General features: G+C 65.9%; 22 protein-coding genes and 1 pseudogene. 16 read left to right on the forward strand and 7 right to left on the reverse strand.

From position 1 onward, the window contains the following. Positions 1-95 precede the first annotated feature (95 nt). Positions 96-269: a hypothetical protein gene (locus NYP07_RS19510; protein ID WP_268153402.1), complete on the reverse strand. Its 174-nt coding sequence runs from the start codon at positions 267-269 to the stop codon at positions 96-98. A 375-nt stretch (positions 270-644) separates the two neighbouring features. Next, on the reverse strand, positions 645-899 hold the full coding sequence (locus tag NYP07_RS19515) for a helix-turn-helix domain-containing protein (protein WP_268153472.1): 255 nt from the start codon (positions 897-899) through the stop codon (positions 645-647). A 118-nt stretch (positions 900-1,017) separates the two neighbouring features. Here NYP07_RS19515 and NYP07_RS19520 point away from each other — a divergent pair, with 118 nt between their 5' ends. The 8 genes and pseudogenes from NYP07_RS19520 to NYP07_RS19550 all read left to right on the forward strand — a co-directional run bounded on the left by NYP07_RS19520 (position 1,018) and on the right by NYP07_RS19550 (position 5,657). Beyond that, the gene (locus NYP07_RS19520; protein ID WP_268153403.1) at positions 1,018-1,239 is read left to right on the forward strand and encodes a hypothetical protein; all 222 of its coding nucleotides are present in this window, start codon (positions 1,018-1,020) and stop codon (positions 1,237-1,239) included. A gap of 8 nt (positions 1,240-1,247) precedes the next feature. Then, a pseudogene (locus NYP07_RS24165) lies at positions 1,248-1,427 on the forward strand (Arm DNA-binding domain-containing protein); the annotation flags it as partial. Between the two features lie 99 nt (positions 1,428-1,526). After that, complete coding sequence (locus tag NYP07_RS24075) at positions 1,527-2,510, forward strand: tyrosine-type recombinase/integrase (protein ID WP_268153405.1); 984 nt, start codon at positions 1,527-1,529, stop codon at positions 2,508-2,510. A gap of 238 nt (positions 2,511-2,748) precedes the next feature. Then, positions 2,749-3,318, forward strand: a complete 570-nt coding sequence (locus NYP07_RS19530; RefSeq protein ID WP_268153406.1) for a hypothetical protein — start codon at positions 2,749-2,751, stop codon at positions 3,316-3,318. Further along, a complete protein-coding gene (locus NYP07_RS19535) occupies positions 3,315-3,617 on the forward strand; it encodes a hypothetical protein (protein ID WP_268153407.1) in 303 nt (100 codons plus the stop codon). Before NYP07_RS19530 ends, NYP07_RS19535 begins: the two co-directional genes overlap by 4 nt. Then, positions 3,614-3,982 (forward strand): hypothetical protein, encoded by a 369-nt coding sequence (locus NYP07_RS19540; RefSeq protein ID WP_268153408.1) that lies wholly within the window; start codon positions 3,614-3,616, stop codon positions 3,980-3,982. The genes NYP07_RS19535 and NYP07_RS19540 overlap by 4 nt, the downstream gene beginning before the upstream one ends. Positions 3,983-4,403: 421 nt before the next feature. Further along, positions 4,404-4,829, forward strand: coding sequence for a hypothetical protein (locus NYP07_RS19545; protein WP_268153409.1), 426 nt, complete (start codon positions 4,404-4,406; stop codon positions 4,827-4,829). A gap of 9 nt (positions 4,830-4,838) precedes the next feature. After that, positions 4,839-5,657 (forward strand): hypothetical protein, encoded by an 819-nt coding sequence (locus NYP07_RS19550; protein WP_268153410.1) that lies wholly within the window; start codon positions 4,839-4,841, stop codon positions 5,655-5,657. A gap of 14 nt (positions 5,658-5,671) precedes the next feature. Here NYP07_RS19550 and NYP07_RS19555 read toward each other — a convergent pair whose 3' ends face one another. Then, on the reverse strand, positions 5,672-6,007 hold the full coding sequence (locus tag NYP07_RS19555) for a helix-turn-helix domain-containing protein (RefSeq protein WP_268153411.1): 336 nt from the start codon (positions 6,005-6,007) through the stop codon (positions 5,672-5,674). 113 nt (positions 6,008-6,120) lie between these two features. Between NYP07_RS19555 and NYP07_RS19560 the strand changes: the two genes are divergently transcribed. After that, the gene (locus NYP07_RS19560; protein WP_268153412.1) at positions 6,121-6,933 is read left to right on the forward strand and encodes a hypothetical protein; all 813 of its coding nucleotides are present in this window, start codon (positions 6,121-6,123) and stop codon (positions 6,931-6,933) included. A gap of 245 nt (positions 6,934-7,178) precedes the next feature. Here the strand turns inward: NYP07_RS19560 and NYP07_RS19565 are convergent, their stop codons facing one another. Further along, positions 7,179-8,186 carry a LysR family transcriptional regulator gene (locus NYP07_RS19565; protein WP_268153413.1) on the reverse strand — a complete coding sequence of 336 codons (1,008 nt, stop codon included), beginning with the start codon at positions 8,184-8,186 and terminating at the stop codon, positions 7,179-7,181. A gap of 105 nt (positions 8,187-8,291) precedes the next feature. Here NYP07_RS19565 and NYP07_RS19570 point away from each other — a divergent pair, with 105 nt between their 5' ends. Both NYP07_RS19570 and NYP07_RS19575 read left to right on the forward strand, forming a co-directional pair. Continuing rightward, positions 8,292-11,780 (forward strand): indolepyruvate ferredoxin oxidoreductase family protein, encoded by a 3,489-nt coding sequence (locus NYP07_RS19570; RefSeq protein ID WP_268153414.1) that lies wholly within the window; start codon positions 8,292-8,294, stop codon positions 11,778-11,780. 111 nt (positions 11,781-11,891) lie between these two features. Further along, positions 11,892-12,746 carry an SDR family oxidoreductase gene (locus NYP07_RS19575; protein WP_268153415.1) on the forward strand — a complete coding sequence of 285 codons (855 nt, stop codon included), beginning with the start codon at positions 11,892-11,894 and terminating at the stop codon, positions 12,744-12,746. Positions 12,747-12,857: 111 nt separating this feature from the next. On the opposite strand, the gene NYP07_RS19580 is transcribed toward NYP07_RS19575, so the two are convergent. The 3 genes from NYP07_RS19580 to NYP07_RS19590 are packed head-to-tail and all read right to left on the reverse strand — an operon-like array spanning position 12,858 to position 14,799. Further along, complete coding sequence (locus NYP07_RS19580) at positions 12,858-13,784, reverse strand: VOC family protein (protein WP_268153416.1); 927 nt, start codon at positions 13,782-13,784, stop codon at positions 12,858-12,860. 29 nt (positions 13,785-13,813) lie between these two features. Beyond that, a complete protein-coding gene (locus tag NYP07_RS19585) occupies positions 13,814-14,575 on the reverse strand; it encodes an SDR family NAD(P)-dependent oxidoreductase (protein ID WP_268153417.1) in 762 nt (253 codons plus the stop codon). A gap of 2 nt (positions 14,576-14,577) precedes the next feature. After that, positions 14,578-14,799 (reverse strand): ferredoxin, encoded by a 222-nt coding sequence (locus NYP07_RS19590; RefSeq protein WP_268153418.1) that lies wholly within the window; start codon positions 14,797-14,799, stop codon positions 14,578-14,580. A 189-nt stretch (positions 14,800-14,988) separates the two neighbouring features. On the opposite strand from NYP07_RS19590, the gene NYP07_RS19595 reads away from it, so the two are divergent. From NYP07_RS19595 to NYP07_RS19615, 5 genes are all read left to right on the forward strand, one after another. Next, positions 14,989-15,810: an IclR family transcriptional regulator gene (locus tag NYP07_RS19595; RefSeq protein WP_268153419.1), complete on the forward strand. Its 822-nt coding sequence runs from the start codon at positions 14,989-14,991 to the stop codon at positions 15,808-15,810. A 137-nt stretch (positions 15,811-15,947) separates the two neighbouring features. After that, positions 15,948-17,255, forward strand: coding sequence for an amidohydrolase family protein (locus NYP07_RS19600; RefSeq protein WP_268153420.1), 1,308 nt, complete (start codon positions 15,948-15,950; stop codon positions 17,253-17,255). Beyond that, positions 17,255-18,406: an acyl-CoA dehydrogenase family protein gene (locus tag NYP07_RS19605; protein ID WP_378991154.1), complete on the forward strand. Its 1,152-nt coding sequence runs from the start codon at positions 17,255-17,257 to the stop codon at positions 18,404-18,406. Before NYP07_RS19600 ends, NYP07_RS19605 begins: the two co-directional genes overlap by 1 nt. After that, positions 18,406-19,422, forward strand: a complete 1,017-nt coding sequence (locus NYP07_RS19610) for an acyl-CoA dehydrogenase family protein (RefSeq protein ID WP_268153422.1) — start codon at positions 18,406-18,408, stop codon at positions 19,420-19,422. The genes NYP07_RS19605 and NYP07_RS19610 overlap by 1 nt, the downstream gene beginning before the upstream one ends. Continuing rightward, a complete protein-coding gene (locus NYP07_RS19615) occupies positions 19,419-20,234 on the forward strand; it encodes a crotonase/enoyl-CoA hydratase family protein (RefSeq protein WP_268153423.1) in 816 nt (271 codons plus the stop codon). Before NYP07_RS19610 ends, NYP07_RS19615 begins: the two co-directional genes overlap by 4 nt. The last annotated feature ends 1 nt before the right edge of the window (position 20,235 follow it).

Consider the following 20,235-nt stretch of genomic DNA (forward strand, 5'->3'; position numbering starts at 1 on the left):
CAAGACCCCGGATGAGTTCTACTTCGCGTCGCTGCCGGCGATTCAACAGGCAGCCTGACGGATCGAGTTCCACTTATCGAACCCCGACTCCGTGTTCAAACGAACGGGGCCAGCTCTGTCGGAACATCGGTGCCATCCGCCTCTGCCGACGTATCAGGAGCGCCGTCAGGCATTTCCTTGTCGAACGCACCTAGCTTGGGCATCTGGAAGTGGGTGCGAAGCCTGTTGGGCTTTGGAAGCGCCTGATGGATTCGCTGCGGGTGCAGCATCAATTGTCATCGGTGCCGCGGACGTGAGGTGCGCCGGCGGACTTCATCGCACAGCGCCAGGCCGCTAAGGGCAGAATCGGTTTGAGCCAGTGGCGTAGCCCAGCAACGGTTGTTCAAGCAGGCACCGGGCGGGCGCCACTGTCGAGCGACCGTTGAATCTGCAATGATGAAGCTGCCAGTCAGCCCATCGGACCGCAGTGGCCGGTTTTGGCCGGAACGGCTGGTCAGGCGCTGAACCGCGAACGACTGAGATCAGCCTCCGGGTCAACGGCCCATAACAGTAGGGCGCGCAGGCTACACAACCGGATGTGATCGACGCGAAGCCGTCGCTGACGACAACCCTCGCCAGAACTAACGATCACACGTGATGCCGCGTTATCTGCCGGCGCCCTCTTCTGCCTCTTTAGCTTCGTCGTCGATGTACACGGCGACGTCGCCAACCGCGCATCGGAAGAAGCGGCACAACCGCTCCACCGTCTCCGTGGTGGTCACGTAGCCCTTGTGATTCAGCATCCTCGACAAGGTCATCCGGTTGATGCCCGTGGCCTCGGCGAGCTCCAACAGCGTGATCTTGCGTCCCTGCTGGAACTGCGCTTCGGCCAATAGCTCAGCGAGACGGAAGCGAATCATGTAGCGCACCTGAAACATTAATGTTGCAAACGCGCATTGAAGTGCTACTATGCAATCCATGTGATGCACATAAGTTGCATTGGATGCATAGGGCTGCGCTTTGATTCAGGAGGCTAGCATGAACGGTGTCACTTATCTCACGACCGACGAGTTGTCCGCACGGATCCGCTACACGCCGGCGACGATCCGGAACCAACTGAAGGACAACGTCCTCATCGAGGGCAAACACTACATCCGTCCCTTCGGAGGTCGGAAGATCCTTTTCCTCTGGGAGCCGATCGAGGTCGACATGAAATTGGGCAGCACGGATTCCGTCGCCATGCCCGTCGCGATCGAGTGAGGCAAGCCATGGCAAGCCTTCGCTCGAGAAAAGAGAACCACCAGCTGTTCTTCGACTTCCGCTGGAACGGCGCTCGATACCGAGCCCAAACCGATGAAGTAGACAGCCCAGCCGCTCGAAAGCGACTGGCCCCCAAGCTGGAATCGCTCAATGAGGCGCTTCGAACAGGGACATTCGACCTGGGCAAGTTCTTCCCGGACCTTGCTGTCCCGCTGACTTCCACATCTCCTGCCGCCACCCATGAGGTGCTACCACCCCCATCAGTGGTCACCCCGATAACCAGTGCGGTGCCATGCAGTCTCAGCTTTCGCAGCTTCTCGGACCAGTGGTACTCCGAGTTCCGCGTCGGCTGGCGCAAGACCTACGACGCCACCGTCCGCGGCCTGCTCGATCAGCATCTGCTGCCGCGATTCGGCACGACGGCTGTGTCGGCCGTGACCCGCGCGCAGATCCTCGAGTTCCGTGCCCACCTGTCCAAGCTCCCCGGCCGCCGCGAGGGCTCAAAGCTCTCCCCGGCCCGGATCAACACCATCATGCTGATCCTGCGCCAGATCCTGCAGGAGGCCGCGGACCGCTACGAGTTCACGATGCCGATGGGGCGGCTCAAGCCGCTCAAGATCCCGAAGTCCGACGTCATGCCGTTCACGCTGACCCAGGTCCAGGACCTGATCGCGCGCGTCCGGCCCGACTACAAGCACTACCTGACGGTGCGCTTCTTCACCGGCATGCGCTCCGGCGAGATCCACGGCCTGAAGTGGAAATACATCGACTTCGAGCGCCGCCTCATCCTCGTGCGCGAGACGATCGTCGGCGGCGAAGAGGACTACACGAAGACCGATGCGTCCCAGCGCGACATCGTCATGAACTCGGTCGTCTACGACGCCCTGCTCGCCCAGAAGAAGGCCACCGGCAACCGGGACTACGTCTTCTGCAACCTGAAGGGCGAGCCGGTCGACACGATCAACTTCACGAAGCGCGTCTGGTATCCGCTGCTGAGGCACCTCGGGCTGGAGCTGCGCCGTCCCTATCAGACTCGGCACACGGCGGCCACGCTCTGGCTCGCTGCAGGCGAGATGCCCGAGTGGATCGCACGCCAGCTCGGACACGCATCCACCGAGATGCTGTTCCGCGTGTATAGCCGTTATGTCCCCAACCTGACGCGCAACGACGGCTCGGCATTCGACCGCATGCTTCAGCAGACGCTGTCACGCGACAGGCCCTCGGCCCAGGATCCGCAGCCACCGCCCTCCCCTTGGCGACTCGCCGCCTGACGCCTTCGAGTCCCTCGAAGCCCCGCCAGGCGCCAGGCCCTCGGCCTGCCATTTGAAGTGACCCGCACGGCCAGCCTCCTCAGAGCGGCCGGGCCGGCGGAGCACTGCCCGAACTAGTCCCTGCGCTGCCAAGCCTTTCGCTTCGACGCGCTCGCAAATGCCCCGGCGATGACGGCAGGCCCCAGTGCCGACCGTTGCCGACCGCCGGGGATCGTGACCACGACCTTTGGAGACCTTCATGTCCGACGAATTTCTGCCTCCCGGCCTCGACCTCCTCGCGCCCCGCGCGGATTTCCGCGGCACGCGCCCACTCATTTGGAGCGCCGGCCGAATCCTCGGCAACGACCTCGACATGTCCCGCGCCCTGGTCCAGCCAACGCTGCACTTCCGCCTGGAGTTCAAACCCGACACCAGCCAGGACGCCATCCACGCACTGCAACGTGACCTGGCCTTTCTGCTCGAGTCGGCGGGCCTGCTCGGCGGCTATGCCAACGACGAGCAATACATGGTGATCAGCCTGCTGCTGCCGATGAGCGAGGCCGACGGCGAGCCCATCGTGAACTGGCTGTCGGCGCATCCCGCGGTCGCCGTGGTCCGCTACTCGGACGTCCAGTCGCTGGCCCAGGTGCTGGCCAACACCGCCGGGCGCGAGCTCGGCGAGGAGCTGCCCCTGGCGTCGGCCTTGCTGTTCTCGCTGATCCGCAGCATGGTGCCGGAATGGCGCATGCAGCGCTGGATGCTGCGCCAAGCCCGGCAAGCCCGGGAGGGCTCGACAACGCCGGACGCCAACGAGGAGGCTGGATCGTGAGCACAGGTGCTTCCCATCCTTCTTCCGCCGATTGGCGCGAACGTCATCCCTCCCGCATCGATCTGTGCGTGCAGTTCCGCGGCCCCTGGTCCGCTCGCGGCGCCGTCGCACGCCGGCTCGCCCAACGACTGCAGGGCTTCCAGGTGAGCGTCGCCGTCACCCCCGACAGCGTCGTGCTCAGGCAGCCCGAGCGCGGCATCTCGCCCGCGCTCTGCCAGGGCGTGTGCCACTGGCTAAGCGAGCAGCCCGAGGTGCTCTCCGTGGCGCCGATCGCTCTGCAGGTCTGGGAGCTCGCATGAGGATCAACGCCCTCGGACTCAACTCCGTCCGTGCCGCCTACCTGGTGCTGCAGGAGATCCAGCGCCAGCCTGGTCTGCCGGACGAACTGCGCGCAGCCGCGGGCGCCGCCTGCATCGGCTACCCCAGCCTCGCCGTCATCAGGCTTGGGCTCTGGACCGCTGAGTCTGCTCAGGCCCAGACCTGGGGGGCGGCCCTGATGCAGGCTCGTCAGTCGTTGGATCGGCTGCTGACCCTCGACACGGATGCGGACATCCGCGACCTCGCGCGGTGGGCGAATCGCCACTTCCCGACCCGCGTGCAACTCGCGGGGCATCGGGTCGTCCACGACCCCGGTCGGGGCTGGACGCTGGAGATCGCCGCATGAAGCGCGGCGCACGTTCACGCCGTACCCCGACCGGCCCCACCTGGACGGTCACCTTCCGGCGCAGCGCACTCGGCCGCCTGGAGGTGACCCTGCCGCCCGGGGCTCATGAGGGCCTCGGCCCGCTGGGCTCGCGCGTCTGGTTCGCCGTTCGCCGCGGCTGCGTCGAGGTCAGCGCGCGGCCCCGAGGACCCCGACCCGCCAACGGACGACGCTGCACGCGAATGCGTCGACCCCGTGGACGCCCGAGTGGCAGTCGGTATGTGAGGCCGCGATGACCTCGACCGCCTGCCTCCGACCCGCACGGGCGCCGCCTCCTCCGCACTTGCGCCTGATCCGTCCCTTCATCCGTGAGCCAACGCGCATCGTCCGCAAGAGGGCTGCGCGCGGGCCAACTCGATCCCCGTACCTCCTGGAGTCTCGAATGAACGCACCTGACCCGGAAGCCCTGGGCTTCTCCTTCTCCATCGTCCCGACACCGGGCATGACCTGGCCCCAGGTTGTGGCTCTCGAACGCCAGATCGAGGACTACGCCCGTGAGCGCGAACTGCTGCCCCGCGGATGCCAATTGCGCTGGGTGCTGTCGAGCCCGCAGCGCAGCCTGAGCGCGGCCGATCAGGTCGAGCTGCTGGATTGGATTGTGGACCGCCCGGGCATTGCCGCTGTGAACCTCAGCCAGCTGCTGCCGGATCTGGCGGCGCCGGTGCCGTTGTCCGAAGGCTATCTGCGCCTGACGCCACTGGAGCCGTCCGTGATTGGACTGACGCTGCTGCATCGGCTGGGCCGCATCAAGCCGGAGCTCTATCTGGAGATTCTGGGTGGCTTCGTGCGGCCGATCGGACTGCACTGAGGAGCGGCCATGACCACGTTTGATGAACGCGGCATCGCGCTGAACCTGGGGCGAGAGCTCATGACCTCCTGGGTGGGCACCGAGGACATGCCGCCAGGCCTGCGTGAACTGGCGGGGATGGCACTCGACCGCTACCCTGGCTCGGCCTCCATCGCCCATCGGCTGGAAGATCTCGGGGGCTACGGGCTGCTGTTGGCCGTGCGCAGCATCGAGACAGCGGCCGGCCTGATCGCAAGGCTCAGCCTTGGTCATGACGCACCGCCGGCGCTGACCGAACACCGCGACCGCGCTCGGCACGTCGCCTGGCACTTCCCCGAAGAGGCTGAACTCAAGGAGGCCGTCGGCAGTCCGCACGCGGCGCGCTGGTGGGCGGCGTTTTACCTGGACAGGCCACCCGGGCGAGATGGTCTCCTTCGGGAGCAGCCTGCGCCCCGGCCGGACGGGCGCTGCAGCCCGAGGCAGCGGCTCGAAGCCCTGCGACGCCTGCCAGCGTTCCTAGACGGTCTGGCTCGGGAATCCGAATTGCCGCCGCTGGCGGTGTCGGAGGCGCAGACGGCGCGCGCGGAACTGCGCCCGTCGCGATGGCTGGAGTTGCAGTTCCACGAGGTCTCGGCGCCCGAACTCATCCGCGCGTTCGAAGGCCTGGAGCGGGGCTGTCAGCTCGTCGAAGCAGTAAGCGACGGGGTCTTTGCGGCCGGCCCGCGCTCGCAGGCCCTGGCACAGACGCTGCGGAGTCACCTGCCGCGGGGCGAGGAGTTCCCGGTCAGCGGCTTTGACGAGCAGCGCCGCGGCAGCTGGATCGACTGGCTGCTGTCGGGGTGCGTGTGAGTCGTACCAGGCGCTCAGCGCACTCGCCCACGCGACGGCGGATTGCCCTGCTTGCGGTTGCTGCCACGGGCCGGCCTCGGCGGGGTGCCGGCCGGGAACAGGTCGGCGACCGTCACGCCAAGCGCGTCGGCCAGCGCGCAGATCATGGTCAGCGTCGGGTTGGCATTGCCGGTCTCGATGCGGCTCATGTAGGTGCGGAACAGGCCGCAGTGCGCCGCCAGATCCTCCTGGGTGAGCTCGCGCTGCAGTCGCAGCTCTCGGATGCGGGCGCCGAACGCGACCTGCGGGTGAGCGGCCGGGCGGGATGGCGCCTCGGCGCGCGAGCGGGATCGGGGAGAGGCCTGAGACACCCCGGCAGGGTGTCGAAAGTACACTCATTCAAACACACACTAATTCGCACATTGATGCGACGGTGTGTGCGCGCGAAGCAGCGCTTCCCGGTCATCACAATCAAGGAGGACTTATGACCGCGTCTCGTGTCGTTGTGTCGTCGCACATAGGTGGGTGCGCCAAGCGTGCCTGGGTCTTGAGAGGGACGGCCGCACTGGTCACGTCCCTGGTGCTCGTGGGATGTGAGTCGCTGCCGCAGACACCCAGGGATCATGCGCTGAGCTGGGCGTATGCCTGGGCCGCGGGAACGCTCCCGGAGAAGGTGGACACCACACCGTACCTGCCCCGGCCCAAGGTTGCCGTGGGCAACGGCTTGCGAACGCTGTCCCTCTTCAACAAGCCTGGCGGTCCGGACAAGGAGATCCGCTGGAACGAAGGGTTCCGGCAGGCGTGTGCGCGGCAGAGCGGGCGCTTCGACGCGAACAAGCTGTGCCACTCCGGCGACGATCCGGACAAGATCCTGTTCGCGGTGGCCCTGAAGAGCTGGTACGGGGATGGCTCGTCATCGGTCGAGATCACCTACGTGGAGCCGACGAGGCAGCCGCCGTCGCTGGACTATCAACTGGTGCTGCAGCGGGCCGGTTTTATGCCGGACCGGATCGTCCAGCAAAGGAAGATCATGGCGGCAGTCGACGCGGAGTCGCGGCAGATGAGGGAAGAGGCTCGCGCCCGAAGCGCATGGCAGCTCATGCGGGAGCGAGGCCGGGCGGTCTGCCAGGATCGGGATGGTGTTCGCTATTTTGGGTTCGTCGAGGACTTCACGGAATCACGGATGAAGGTGTCGGTCACGCGGGCCTACTTCATTCGGTCACCGGCATTTGCGCCGGGGAACTTCCGGCCCGAGGTGATTTGGACCGGGCCGGTGGGCTGGTTTCCCTGCGACTAGCGGGCAGTCGCACTGTGGTGCAAGCCCGAGCGGCAACAGCGTCTGCGGGAAAGGAAGCCGGGGCGTGAATGCGAGTGGCGAGCATGCAGGTTCGGGCGAAACCGGTGGGACGATTTCGTTGGAGACCGTGGTGATCGCTCTCATTCCAGAGTACCGCCAGGTCTGGGTTCAAGACGCTGATGGTCACCAGTTTGAACCGCCCCGCCGGGGCGGTTCACGCTGCGCTTGCGCCAGCAGGATGATTCTTAGACAGACGGCGACACACGGACGCGCGAACCTGAAGGTTCGCGCACCACAGCGTCCTCGGTGTCCGATGTCTGGGGGCCGGCGCGCCCCAGGAAATCCCGGAACGCCGTCGCGCAGGGAGAGAGATTAGGCGCGGTCCGCCAGGCCAGCCCAATCTCCATGACGGGCAGGTGCTGGTCGAGCGGCAGTGGCTGGATGCGCCGGCCGTCCAGTGACCAGGTGCGGAAGACCATATCCGAGAGGATGGTCACGCCGAGCCCCAACGCGACCATCTCACGCAAGGCCTCCATGGACGAGGTGCGGATCCAGGACGCGGGCTCCAGCCCGGCCTGCTCCCAGTAACGCCTTGAGTTGCTGTCCGCCTCGTCCATCATCGGCACGATGTATGGATAGGGTGCAAGGTCTGACCAGTTCACGACGCTACGGCCTGCCAGCGGGTGGTTGTGCGAGACCCACACCTGACGGCGAGAACTGACCAGCATGCGCGTGGCAATGCCTGCCCGAGACTGCAGGTTGGACAGCAGCACTACCGCCAGTTCCAGCGACCCGTCACGAAGCCGGCTCTCGATCTCGGGACGCGGCAGTTCGATCGGAACCACCTCGACGTTCGGAAACAGCTTGCGAAACCGCGCCACCATCGGCAGCAGGAAGTAGCCCTGCACCGTGTACGTGGCTGCCAGTTCCAGCCGGCCCGTGAGGTTCGCTGGCCGATGAAACGGCAGCCGCGACGCTTCCCGCGCTGCCTGCAACAGCCCCTCGGCCTGCTGAAGGAAGGCCTGGCCCTCGAAGGTCAGGCTCACGCCGTGCCGGCCACGCTCGAACAGCGTGGCGCCCACCGACCGTTCCAGTTCAGCTATCGCCAAGGTCATCGCAGACTGTGAGACACCGACCTCCGCCGATGCCACCGAAATCTGACCGCAGCGAGCCGCGGCAGCAAAGTAGTGGAGTTGTCGGAACGTGAAGCGCGGCACGGCGCGGGCTTCGGCGGTAGTGGTCGTCTTGGACATTGGAAATGTCAATGTGCGAGGCAAGAAATTGAATTCGACTATGGCACATTTTGTGAACAAACTATCTAATTCTGTTTACATCAGTCACATCGACGCCCAGCACACATGAGCCACTCCGTTCGATTGAGTGATAAGTACGACCTCCCTGCCGGTCGCGTCTTCATGACCGGAACACAGGCGCTGGTGCGCATGCTGCTGGCCCAGAAAGCCCGTGACGAGGCCGTGGGGTTGAAGACCGAGGGCTTTGTCTCCGGCTATCGCGGCTCGCCACTGGGTGGCCTCGACCTGGAACTTTGGAAGAACAAGGCGCGCCTCACGGAGCGCAAGATTCGCTTCGAGCCGGGCCTCAACGAGGAACTTGCCGCCACGGCCATCTGGGGCACGCAGATGCTCGCACTAGACCCGAAGGCGCGGGTGGATGGCGTGTTCTCCCTCTGGTACGGCAAGGGGCCCGGCGTTGACCGATGTGGCGACGTATTCAAGCACGGCAATATCGCCGGCTGTGCACTTAAGGGCGGCGTGCTGCTGGTGGCAGGAGACGACCACTCCTGCAAGTCTTCCTCGCTACCGCACCAGAGCGAGCATGCGTTGATCGCCTCGATGATCCCCGTGCTGGCGCCGGCTGATCTCAACGACTTCATCGAGTACGGCCTGCACGGCTACGCGATGTCGCGCTACTCGGGCTGCTGGGTCGGCTACAAGGTTGTCAGCGACACGGTCGAGTCCTCCGGCTCGGTGGAAATTGATCCGATGGCCGTCGAGATCCGGATCCCCGACAGCTACCCGATCCCGCCGGATGGCTTCTCGATTCGCTGGCCCGATCCGCCACTGGTCCAGGAGAACCGGCTGCAACGTGAGCGCCTGTACGCGCTGCTGGAGTACGTCCGCGTCAACCGGCTGAACCGGCAGGACTGGTCGGCGCCGCAGGCCAGGCTGGGCATCGTGACCGCGGGCAAAAGCTACCTGGACGTGCGCGAGGCACTGAAGCTACTCGCGCTGAACGTGGACGGCGCGGCTGCGCTGGGCCTCAGGCTGCTGAAGGTGGGCGTGGTCTGGCCGCTGGAGCCGCAGTGCGTGGTCGAGTTTGCGCAGGGCCTGGAGGAGATCCTGGTCGTCGAGGAAAAGCGCCAGGTGCTGGAGTACCAGATCAAGGAACACCTGTACAACGAGCCGGATCGTCCACGCGTCGTGGGCAAGTACGACGATGCCGGCGAGTGGGTGAAGGTGCCGAGTCAACATATCCTGCTGTCGCCCAATGGCGAGCTGAACCCCGCGGTGATCGCCGATGCGATCGCACGCCGGCTCGAGCGAGTGCTCGGTCGCAGTGCCCTGCCCCCGGGCGTCAGCGCCTGGCTCGGCGAGGGCTGCACGGCAATTCGCCAAAGCCTGCCGGTCGATCCGAGCCTGCCGCAACGGGTGCCCTACTTCTGCTCTGGCTGTCCCCACAACACCAGCACGCGCGTGCCCGAGGGTTCGCGGGCGCTCGCCGGTATCGGCTGCCATTACCTCGTGCAAGGCATGGACCGGCGCACCGAGACCTTCTCCCAGATGGGCGGCGAAGGCGCCACATGGATCGGCACCGCACCGTTCACGGACACGCCGCATGTGTTCGCCAACCTCGGCGACGGCACCTACATGCACTCAGGCTCGCTGGCGATCCGGGCAGCTGTCGCGGCCAAGGTCAACATCACCTACAAGCTGTTGGTCAATGATGCGGTCGCGATGACCGGCGGCCAGCCTGTTGAAGGCGCGCCTTCGGTGCCGCAGTTGATGCATCAACTCGCTGCGGAAGGCGTTCGCGAATTGCACCTAGTCAGCGATGAACCGGAGAACTTCAGCCTCAATGAGTTGCCGCCGGGCAGCCACATCGCGCATCGCGACAGCATGGATGCGTTGCAACGTCAGGTGCGCGAGGTCGGAGGCGTTTCGGCCATCGTCTACGTGCAGACTTGCGCCACCGAAAAGCGCCGGCGCCGCAAGGCGAAAAAGCTGGCTGATCCGGCCAGGCGGATCGTCATCAACGAAGCCGTCTGCGAAGGCTGCGGCGACTGCGGTATCCAGTCGAACTGCGTCTCGATCCTGCCATTGGAGACGGAACTGGGCCGCAAGCGTGTGATCGATCAGAGCTCCTGCAACAAGGACAGTTCGTGCGTGAACGGCTTCTGCCCCAGTTTCGTCACCGTGGAAGGCGCCGAGCCCCGCAAGCCCGATCGCAGCAAGATTAGGCTGCCGGAGAATTTGCCGGACCCTGCCCTGCCTAGCTTGGCTCAACCCTACAACATCCTGGTGGCTGGCGTTGGCGGTACCGGCGTCGTGACCATCGGTGCCATCCTTGGTATGGCGGCGCACATCGAGGGCAAGGGCGTCCGTGTGCTCGACATGGCGGGCCTGGCCCAGAAAGGCGGCGCCGTGCAGTCGCATGTGCGCCTGGCCGCAACGCCGTCCGAACTGCACGCCACCCGAGTGCCGCGGGCCCAGGCCGATCTGATCCTCGGCTGCGACCTGATGACCAGCGCCGGAACCGATCCGATGGCCACGCTTTCCATCGACCGGACCCGAGCGCTGATGAACACGGATGTGGCACCGACCGGCGCCTTCACGCGCAATCCCGATTGGCAAGCGTCGCCGGAAGGCCTGCTGGAGCATGTCCGCGGCGCAGTGATGGAACTCGCAGCCGTCGACGCCACGCGACTGGCCACTGCCCTGCTCGGCGACGCGGTCGCGAGCAACATGTTCATGCTGGGCTACGCTTGGCAGAAAGGCTGGATCCCGCTGCAGCGCGAATCGCTGAGCCAGGCGATCGAACTGAACGGTGCCGCGGTGGCCATGAACCAGGGAGCCTTCACCTGGGGTCGCCAGGCCGCGCTGGACCTGACGGCCGTGCGCCTGGCTGCAGGCATCCGCCCTTCAGAGTCGCTCATGCTGATGCCCAACCGCCTCCCCAGCCTGGCGCAACTGCTGATTGACCGGGACAAGCGCTTGAGCGCCTACCAGGATGCCGCCTATGCCCAGCGCTACCGGCGCCTCGTCACCGAGATCGCGCGCCTCGAGCAGAGCCGCACCGGCGGCGACCGCTTCGCCCGTGAAGTGGCGGTCAGCCTCTACAAGCTGATGGCCTACAAGGACGAGTACGAAGTGGCGCGGCTCCATGTCGAGACCGGCTTCTTCGAGCGGATCCGTGAGCAGTTCGACGGCAAGCTGAGCCTGCGCTTCCACCTGGCGCCGCCGCTGCTGGCGCGCAAGGATGAGCAGGGCCACCTGGTCAAGAAAGCCTACGGCCCGTGGGTCGCCGTCGTCTTCAAGGCGCTGGCCAAGCTGAAAGGCCTGCGCGGCACGCCTTTCGACCCCTTCGGCTACACGGCCGAGCGGCGGAGCGAACGCCAGGCCATCCGCGATTTCGAGGCACTGATGAGTGGCATCGCCGCCGAACTTGATCACCAACGCATGGCCATCGCCATGGAACTGGCGCGCCTGCCCCAGGCGGTGAAGGGCTTCGGCCACGTCAGGGACCGCAACGCCAGAGCGGTGACGCTGAAGCAGGCTGAACTGATGCGCCGATGGAAGTCTTGCAACACGGTGCTGAAGGCGGCCTGACCTCCGCATCGCGCAGTTGGAGACATTGAAATGGCCAATTGCATGAACACATATTCTATTTGTGTTTAAATAAATGCCAGCATCGCCAGACATCCGCGAAAGCCCCCCTTCATGAACATCGACCTGAGCAACAAGCGCGTCATCATCACCGGCGCGTCACGCGGCATCGGCCGCGCCATCGCCACCGCATTCGCACAGGAAGGGGCGCGGGTCGCCATCTGTGCCCGCACCGAGGCGGATGTGCGGACGGTCGGCGACGAACTGGCGAAATCCGCCCAGGCCGTCATCGCGCGCGCGGTGGACGTGACGGATACCGTGGCGGTGAAGGCCTTCGTGGACGAGGTGGCGAGCGCCTGGGGCAGCGTGGACGTGCTCGTGAACAACGCCGGCCAGGGCCGCGGCGGCAACCTGGACACGTTGACGCCCGAGCAGATCCTCGAGCATGCCAATGTGCTTCAGATGGGCCACTTCCGCTTCATCCAGGCGGTGGTACCGCACATGCGCCAGCAGCGCTGGGGCCGCATCATCGAGATCAACGCGCTGGCCGGCTCGATCCCGACGCCGGACGGCATCCCCTCGGTGATCAACCGCGCATCCTGCATCGCCCTGTCCAAGACGCTGGGCATGTCCCTGCCCAAGGACGGCATCCTGGTGAACACACTCAATATGGGCTGGATCGACACCGGCCAGTGGAACCGCCACTTCAAGGAAATGCCGGCCGGCAGTTGCACGCGCGAGGAGTTCGACGAGATGGTGCTCAAGGTCGTCCCCGCCGGCCGCTACGGCAAGCCGGAAGACGTCACCGGCATGGTGCTACTGCTGGCTAGCGACCGGGCCAGCTTCATCAGCGGCGCGTCCATCGACATCGCAGGCGGCATGCAGGGGCAGATCGCCTACTACCCGACGCTGAAGCGGGAGTTCAATGCGGCGATGCAGGAACGCGTAGACTCACGGGCATCGAGCTAATCAGATCGACTAAGAAGCGGTGTCCTGATAGCTGCGGATGCCGCTGGCCGTGATCGGCACCCGCAAACGCCGGTTGGAACTTTCTGTCAAAGGCGCCGCCCAGCGCGCAGATCAGAAGTCCTTCAATTCCTCAACATTGCGCACGCTCGGCCCCAAGATCGGCCCGACAAGCTCATGCCCCCACGTGCTCATCTTCTCCGGATTCAGCTCGAATCCGTCGTTATGCCAGGGCTCCAGCTCGACGATGGTCTCGAAGGCGAAGCCAGACGGGTTGAAGTGATAGAAGGACATGTGCGGGTCTTGCGTGTGCTGGCCCAGCGTCATCATCATCGGCAGATTGCGCTTCCTGACGATATCGTAGGTCTGGCCGACATCCTGGACCGACTTCACGAATAGGCCCACATGCTGGACGCCGCGCTTGCCGGCACCGAAGCCGAAGGCGATGTCATGGCTGGTGGACTCGTTCAGCTTGGCGCGGAAGAACCCGGTCTTGCCTTTGCCCGCACCGGCGCCGTACCACTTGAAGCCCATCAGGTCGATCAGGAAGGACTCCAGCTCGGGCGGGTACTCCGGCGTGATGACGACCAGGTGCCCCATCCCACGGGCGTTCGCCACGAAGCCGCCATGCGGACGGCCCGGCACGAAGGACTTCGGCGTCCACTTCTGCGAGTAGTACAACTCGTGCTGATAGCCGACCGGATCTTTGAAACGGATCAGTTCCTTGACGCCACGCTGCTCGCACAGCGCCGCATCGCCGACCGTCACTTCGATGCTCGCCGCACGGAACTTCTCCACCGCGGCGACAAACTCCATCCGTCCGCGCGCCTCCCAGCCGATGTAGGCCAGGCGATCGATCCTGCCGGGATGGAAGGCAAACCGGTTGCGGCGGTCGTCGATCTTGAAGTACAGCGACTCCGGATCGTTGGCCGGCACGGCGCCCAGTTGGAAGCCCATCACCTCCGGGCCATAGCTGCGCCACTGATCCAGCGTGGCGGGTGTCGCTTCGAAACCGAGGTAGCCGAGGCCGATGATGTCCATGGTCGAGTCCTCTCAGGTAATCCGGTAGTTCAATGGGCCAGTAGGCCGCCGTCCACGACGACGTCGGTGCCAGTGATGAAGGACGCTTCGCTGGACGCCAGGAACAGCGCCGTGGAGACGACCTCGTGGGATTCGCCCGGCCGGTCCATCAGTACGCCGTCCAGGATGACGGCCCGCATCGCCGCGTTCTGCATGAAGGTTTCGGTGCCCGGCGTGGCGATGAAGCCCGGGCTGATGCTGACCGCCCGGATGCCTACCTTGGCTCCCTCGATCGCGATCTGCCGCGTGAACGACACCACCGCGCCCTTGGCTGCCGCGTGGGCCGAGATTCCGGCCGCCTTGGAACCACCCCAGGCGGCGACGGACGAGACGTTCAGCACCACGCCACGCTGTCTGGCCAGGTGCGGCCAAGCATATTTGGTGGCGAAGAAGACCAGGTCGATCTCGTTGCGCATGGTGAAGCGCCAATCTTCGATCGACAGCTCGGCCACCGGCCCGAAGCGGGCGGCCGAGGCGTTGTTGTAGAGCACATCGATGCGACCGTGCTGCTCCGCGGCACCCTCAATCCACTGGCGGGCCTGCTCGGGTTCGCCCAGGTCCACCGGCGCCATGCCGTGCAGCGTCAGCCCTTCGGCGGCCATCAGCGCGCGCGTGCCTTCATGCCCATCGGCGTTGACGTCGCAGCCGACAACGATGGCGCCCTCGCGCGCAAAGCGCAGCGCCGCGACGCGCCCCTGGCCGCCGCCGCTGCCGGTGAGCAGGACGACCCTACCTTCGAAGCGACCGGCCATGGTCAGGCGACGGCTTCGACGGCCAGGGCCTCGGCCGGGCAGGCCGCGGCGCCTTCCTTCGCTTCTTCCTCCAGGCCGGCGGGCACCAGGTCGCTATCGAGATAGACAAGCCCGTCTGAATCCAGCTTGTAGACCGTGGGGCAGACCTGGGCGCACAGCCCGTAGCCGCAGCAGCGGCTGCGGTCGGCGATGACGCGGAATTTCGGGGTGTCGGACGAACTCATCTTGTCTCCTGTCGTCGATCTCTTGTCGACCAATTATGCACACTAATGCTGATTGTGTCTTCAAATCGGAGCCGGACCGATCGGTGATTATTCGGATATCGGAATGCTTTTCCATATCTAGAATGACATGACACCTTTCCATGGCCACGCTTTGCGCACGGCACCACTTCATCCTCGCATCTCATCACCATGCCCAGCGCGACGAACGAAGAACATGAAGTGGACGAAGACGCCGACAACGGCTCCCGAAACAGCACCAGCGTCAGCGGCGTCACGGTCAAGCCGGTCTCCAATGCGATCCGCATCCTGCGCTATCTGTCGCAGACCGCGGCGCCCGAACGCGCTGCCGATATCGCGCGCCACCTGCAGATCAATCCGAGCACCTGCTTCAACATCCTGCGCACGCTGGTCGCCGAGGAGGTGGTCGAGTTCAATCCGGTGTTCAAGATGTACACCGTCGGCCTGGGCCTGGCCAAGCTGGCCAACCAGGTGATGACGCAGGGGCAGCGCATCGAACTGGCCCGCCCGGTGATGGAGGACCTTGCGGCGCGCTACCAGGTCACGATGACGCTGTGGCGCCGCATGGGTCTCGACCGGATCGTGCTGGTCAGCTCCGTCGTGAGCCCCGCCGCGCTGCGAATCGACATGCCGCCGGGCCAGCGCTTGCCACTGCTGATGGGCGCCAGCGGCCGCCTGTTCATCGGCCAACTGGGCTGGAGCGAAGAAGAGACCCGCAAGGAGTTCGAGGGCATCCACTGGTCCCGCCCCCTCTCCTTCGACACCTACTGGCGCGAAGTGAACAGGGCCAGGAAGCGCGGCTGGGCCCAGGACGACGGCTACTTCTCCAATGGCATCCTGGCCATCGCCGCCCCGGTCTACGATCCCTCCGGCAGGATTGCGTTCACGCTGTCCGCCGTGATGATTCGCGGCCACTATGACGACGACGGCTTGGATGCCATCGGGGAGGCGCTCCGCGCCGCCGGCACTGCGCTGACCAAGACGCTCTTCTAGGTACAAACACCAGACAGTGCGCAACTACTGAACAGAGTCATTGATTCTGTTCAATTTAGATCCTATCATCAGCCCCACATCGGAACCGAGCGCGGCCGCAGTCCGCTTCGGCGCTCACGCAACCCAAGGGGAAGTTGATGAAACTGGAAGACCTGATCCTCGTCAGCGTTGACGATCACGCCATCGAGCCGCCGAACGCCTTCGAGCGCCACATGCCCGCCAAGTACAAGGGCCGCCACCCGAAGGTCGAGCAGATCAAGGGTCGCGACGTCTGGGTATTCGAGGAGCGCGCCACCGGCTACATGGGGCTGAACTCCGTCGTAGGCCGGCCGAAGGAGGAGTACGGCATGGAGCCGCTGTCCTACGCCCACATGCGCCGCGGCACCTGGGATGTGAAGGCCCGCGTCGACGACATGAACGCCAACGGCGTGCTGGGCTCGCTGTGCTTCCCCACCTTCCCCGGCTTCGCCGGCCAGCGCTTCCAGGGCGTCGAGGACCGCGGCGTTTCGCTGGCGGCCATCCAGGCCTACAACGACTGGCATCTGCACGACTGGTGCAATGCGGCACCGGGCCGCTTCATCCCGCTGATGATGGTGCCGTGGTGGGACATGCAGGCGGCGGCCGCTGAGGTCAAGCGCATGGCTGACCAGGGCGTGCATGCGGTGACGCTGTCGGACAACCCGACCGTGCACGGCTACCCCTCCATCCACAACGCCCACTGGGACCCGCTGTGGAAAGCCTGCGCCGACAACAACGTCGTCGTCTGCTGCCACATCGGCACCGGCGCCAAGGCGGCCCATGCCTCGGATGAATCGCCGATCGATGCCTGGATCACCTCGATGCCGATCTCGATCGCCAACTCGGCGGCCGACTGGATCTGGGCGCCGATGTGGAAGAAGTTCCCGAAGCTGAAGATGGCTCTGTCTGAAGGCGGCATCGGCTGGATTCCCTACCTGCTGGAACGCGCCGACTTCACCTACAACCATCACCACGCCTGGACGAACACCAACTTCGGCGGCAAGAAGCCCAGCGATACTTTCAACAAGCACTTCATCACCTGCTTCATCGAGGACGCCTTCGGCCTGAAAAACCTGGACTCGATCAACGTGGACATGGCCTGCTGGGAATGCGACTACCCGCATTCAGACTGCACCTGGCCGCACTCGGCCGAGGTGTTCCAGAAGCAGTCGGCGCACCTCAGCGACGAGATCATCAACAAGATCACTCACCTGAACGCGATGCGCGAGTTCAGCTACGACCCCTTCAGCATCCTCGGCCGCGAGAACTGCACGGTGGGCACTCTGAAGGCACAGGCCAAGCACGTCAGCGTGGAGCCTGCATTGGGCCTGGGCGGCGCCGCGCCGGAGCGCGACCCGAACAAGCCGGTCACTTCGGGCGACATCAACCGCATGTTCGCTGCGGCGGACGCGCAGACGGCGCTGTGATCGCCAACGAGTTCCGCTACAGCCGCATCCCCGAGGCGGCCGAGGCGCAGCGCGAAGAGGTCCGCAGCTTCGTGCGCGAAGCCCTGGCAGACTACCCGCTGGAGCGCCGCGCCGATTCCTGGATGGGCTTCGATGCCGGCTTCAGCCGCAAGCTGGGAGCTCGGGGCTGGATCGGCATGGCGCTGCCCAGGCGCTACGGCGGCGCCGAGGCCGGCCCCTTTGCCCGCTACGTGGTCATCGAGGAGTTGCTGGCGGCCGGCGCGCCCGTCTCGGCACACTGGATCGCGGACCGCCAGAGCGGTCCGCTGATCCTGCGCTACGGCAGCGATGCGCAGCGGGACCGCCACCTGCCCGCGATCTGCCGCGGCGAGCAGTACTTCTGCATCGGCATGAGCGAGCCGGGATCGGGGTCGGATCTTGCTTCGATCAAGTCGCGCGCCAGGCGCATCGAGGGCACGGACCGCTGGCTCCTGAACGGCCAGAAGCTCTGGACCACCAATGCCCACAAGTCGCATTTCATGATCGCGCTGGTGCGCACGGCCGAGCCGACGAAGGCACGCCATGAGGGTATGTCGCAGTTCATCATCGACCTGAGCGCACCCGGCGTGACCATCCGCCCGATCCGCGACCTGGCCGGCAGCGAGCATTTCAACGAGGTCTTCTTCGACAACGTAGAACTGGGCCCGGAATCGCTGATCGGCACCGAGGGTCAGGGCTGGGAACAGGTGACTGCCGAACTGGCGTTCGAGCGCAGCGGGCCGGAACGCTTCCTCAGCAGCATCGCCTTGCTGCACACGCTGATCGATGCCATCGGCCCCGCACCCGACGCGCTGCAAGCCAAGGAGATCGGGCGCCTGACGGCGAAGCTGATCGGGCTGCGCACGATGTCGCTGTCCGTCACCGCCCAGCTGGCAGCGGGTGCCAATCCGGCGCTGGCCGCTTCCTGCGTCAAGGACCTCGGCACCGGCTTCGAGCAGGAATTGCCCGAGATCGCTCAACTGCTGCACGACACGCCACCGAGCACCGCCGGCGGCAGCACCCATGCCCGCGTGCTCGCGCAACTGACGCAGATGGCGCCATCCTTCTCCCTGCGCGGCGGCACCCGGGAAATCCTGCGCGGCATCATCGCGCGTGGCCTAGGACTGCGCTGATGCGTGAACTTTTCGAATCCACCGTCGAGCGCCTGCTCGCGGACATCTGCACGCCCGAAGCCGTGCTCGCCAGCGAAGGCGGCCAGTGGCCTGCGGCGCTGTGGGCAGCGGTCGAGGATTCCGGCTTCGCCTTGGCGGCGGCGCCGGAGTCCAGCGGCGGCGCCGGCGCAAGCTGGGACGACCTGTTCCCGGTGCTTCTCGCCTGCGGCCGGCATTGCGCCCCCCTGCCCTTGCCCGAGGCGATCCTGTGCAACTGGCTGCTGGGCTGCGCGGGCCTGGAGGCCGTGGGCGGCCCCTTGTCGGTCGCCTTCGACGCCCGACTCACCTGGACCGATGGCAAGCTCAGCGGACGTCTGAGCGGCGTCCCCTGGGGGCGGCATGTCGCGCATGTCGTGGCCCTGGTCGGCGACAGCGTCGTGTTGCTGGCCACCGCGTCGGCCTCGGCGGTCAACGCAGGCCAGAACATCGCCGGCGAATCCCGCGACGACATGAGCTTCAGCGATGTCGCACCGATCGCCAGCGCCGCCCGGCCCGCCAGCCTGAGCGCCGACGTCGTGCTGCAAGGCGGCGCACTGCTCCGGGCCGCGCAGACGGCCGGTGCACTTCAGGCTGTGCTGGCCATGTGCACCCAGCACGCCACCGAGCGGGTGCAGTTCGGCAAGCCGATCGGCAGCTTCCAGGCCATCGGGCACCAGATCGCTGTGCTGGCGGAACAGGTGGCGCTGGCCACCGTCACCGCGGAGGCGGCCTGCGCCGAATTTGCGCCACTGCGGATTGCTTCCGCAAAGGTGTGCAGCGCCGAGGCCGCCGGTATCGCCGCGGGCATCGCCCACGCCGTCCACGGCGCCATGGGCTTCACCCACGAGCACCGCCTGCACCTGAGCACACGCCGCCTCTGGGCCTGGCGCAGCGAGTTCGGTTCGGCGAGCGAGTGGTCGCAACGCATCGGCCGCCTGGCCTGCGTCGGTGGCGCTGCCAAGTTCTGGCCGGCCATCACCGCTGGAGAATTCAAATGAGCGCTGCCGTCGACAACCCCTTCCTGCTGGTCGAGCGCCACGGCCCGGTCGTACTGGTTCGCATGAACCGCCCCGAGTCCCGCAATGCCCTGTCTGAGCCGCAGCAGATGCAGGAGTTCGTGGACCTGTGTCACGCCCTGCGCCGCGACCGGGAGGCCAAGGTCCTGGTACTGACCGGCAATGGCTCGGCCTTCTGCGCCGGTGGCAACGTCAAGGACATGCAGACACGCGGCGGCATCTTCGCCGGCAGCCCCTACGAGGTGCGCAACAGCTATCGCGACGGCATCCAGCGCATTCCGCTGGCCCTGTACGAACTGGACCTGCCGGTGATCGCGGCCGTCAATGGTCCCGCCATCGGCGCCGGCCTGGACCTGGCCTGCATGTGCGACATCCGCATCGCTGCGGACAAGGCCCTGTTCGCCGAGAGCTTCGTCAAGCTGGGCATCGTGCCCGGCGATGGCGGCGCCTGGCTGCTGCCGCGTGTGATCGGCCTCCCCAAGGCCAGCCTGATGGCCTTCACCGGCGACACCATCGACGCGGCCAAGGCCGAGCAATGGGGACTTGTGGCGCAGGTGGTCCCGGCCGCCGAACTGGAGCAGGAAGCACTCGCGCTGGCCCAGCGCATCGCCGCCAATCCCGCCCACGCGCTGCGCCTGACCAAGCGGCTGCTGCGCGAAGGCCAGCACATGCGCCTGGACTCGCTGCTGGAGCTCTCGGCCGCCTACCAGGCGCTGGCCCATCACACCGAAGACCATCACGAGTCGGTGAACGCCTTCCTCGAGAAGCGCCCGGCCCGCTACACAGGAAAGTAGT

The sequence above is a fragment of the Pelomonas aquatica genome, assembly GCF_026712205.1.
GTDB classification, from domain to species: Bacteria; Pseudomonadota; Gammaproteobacteria; order Burkholderiales; family Burkholderiaceae_C; genus Pelomonas; species Pelomonas aquatica.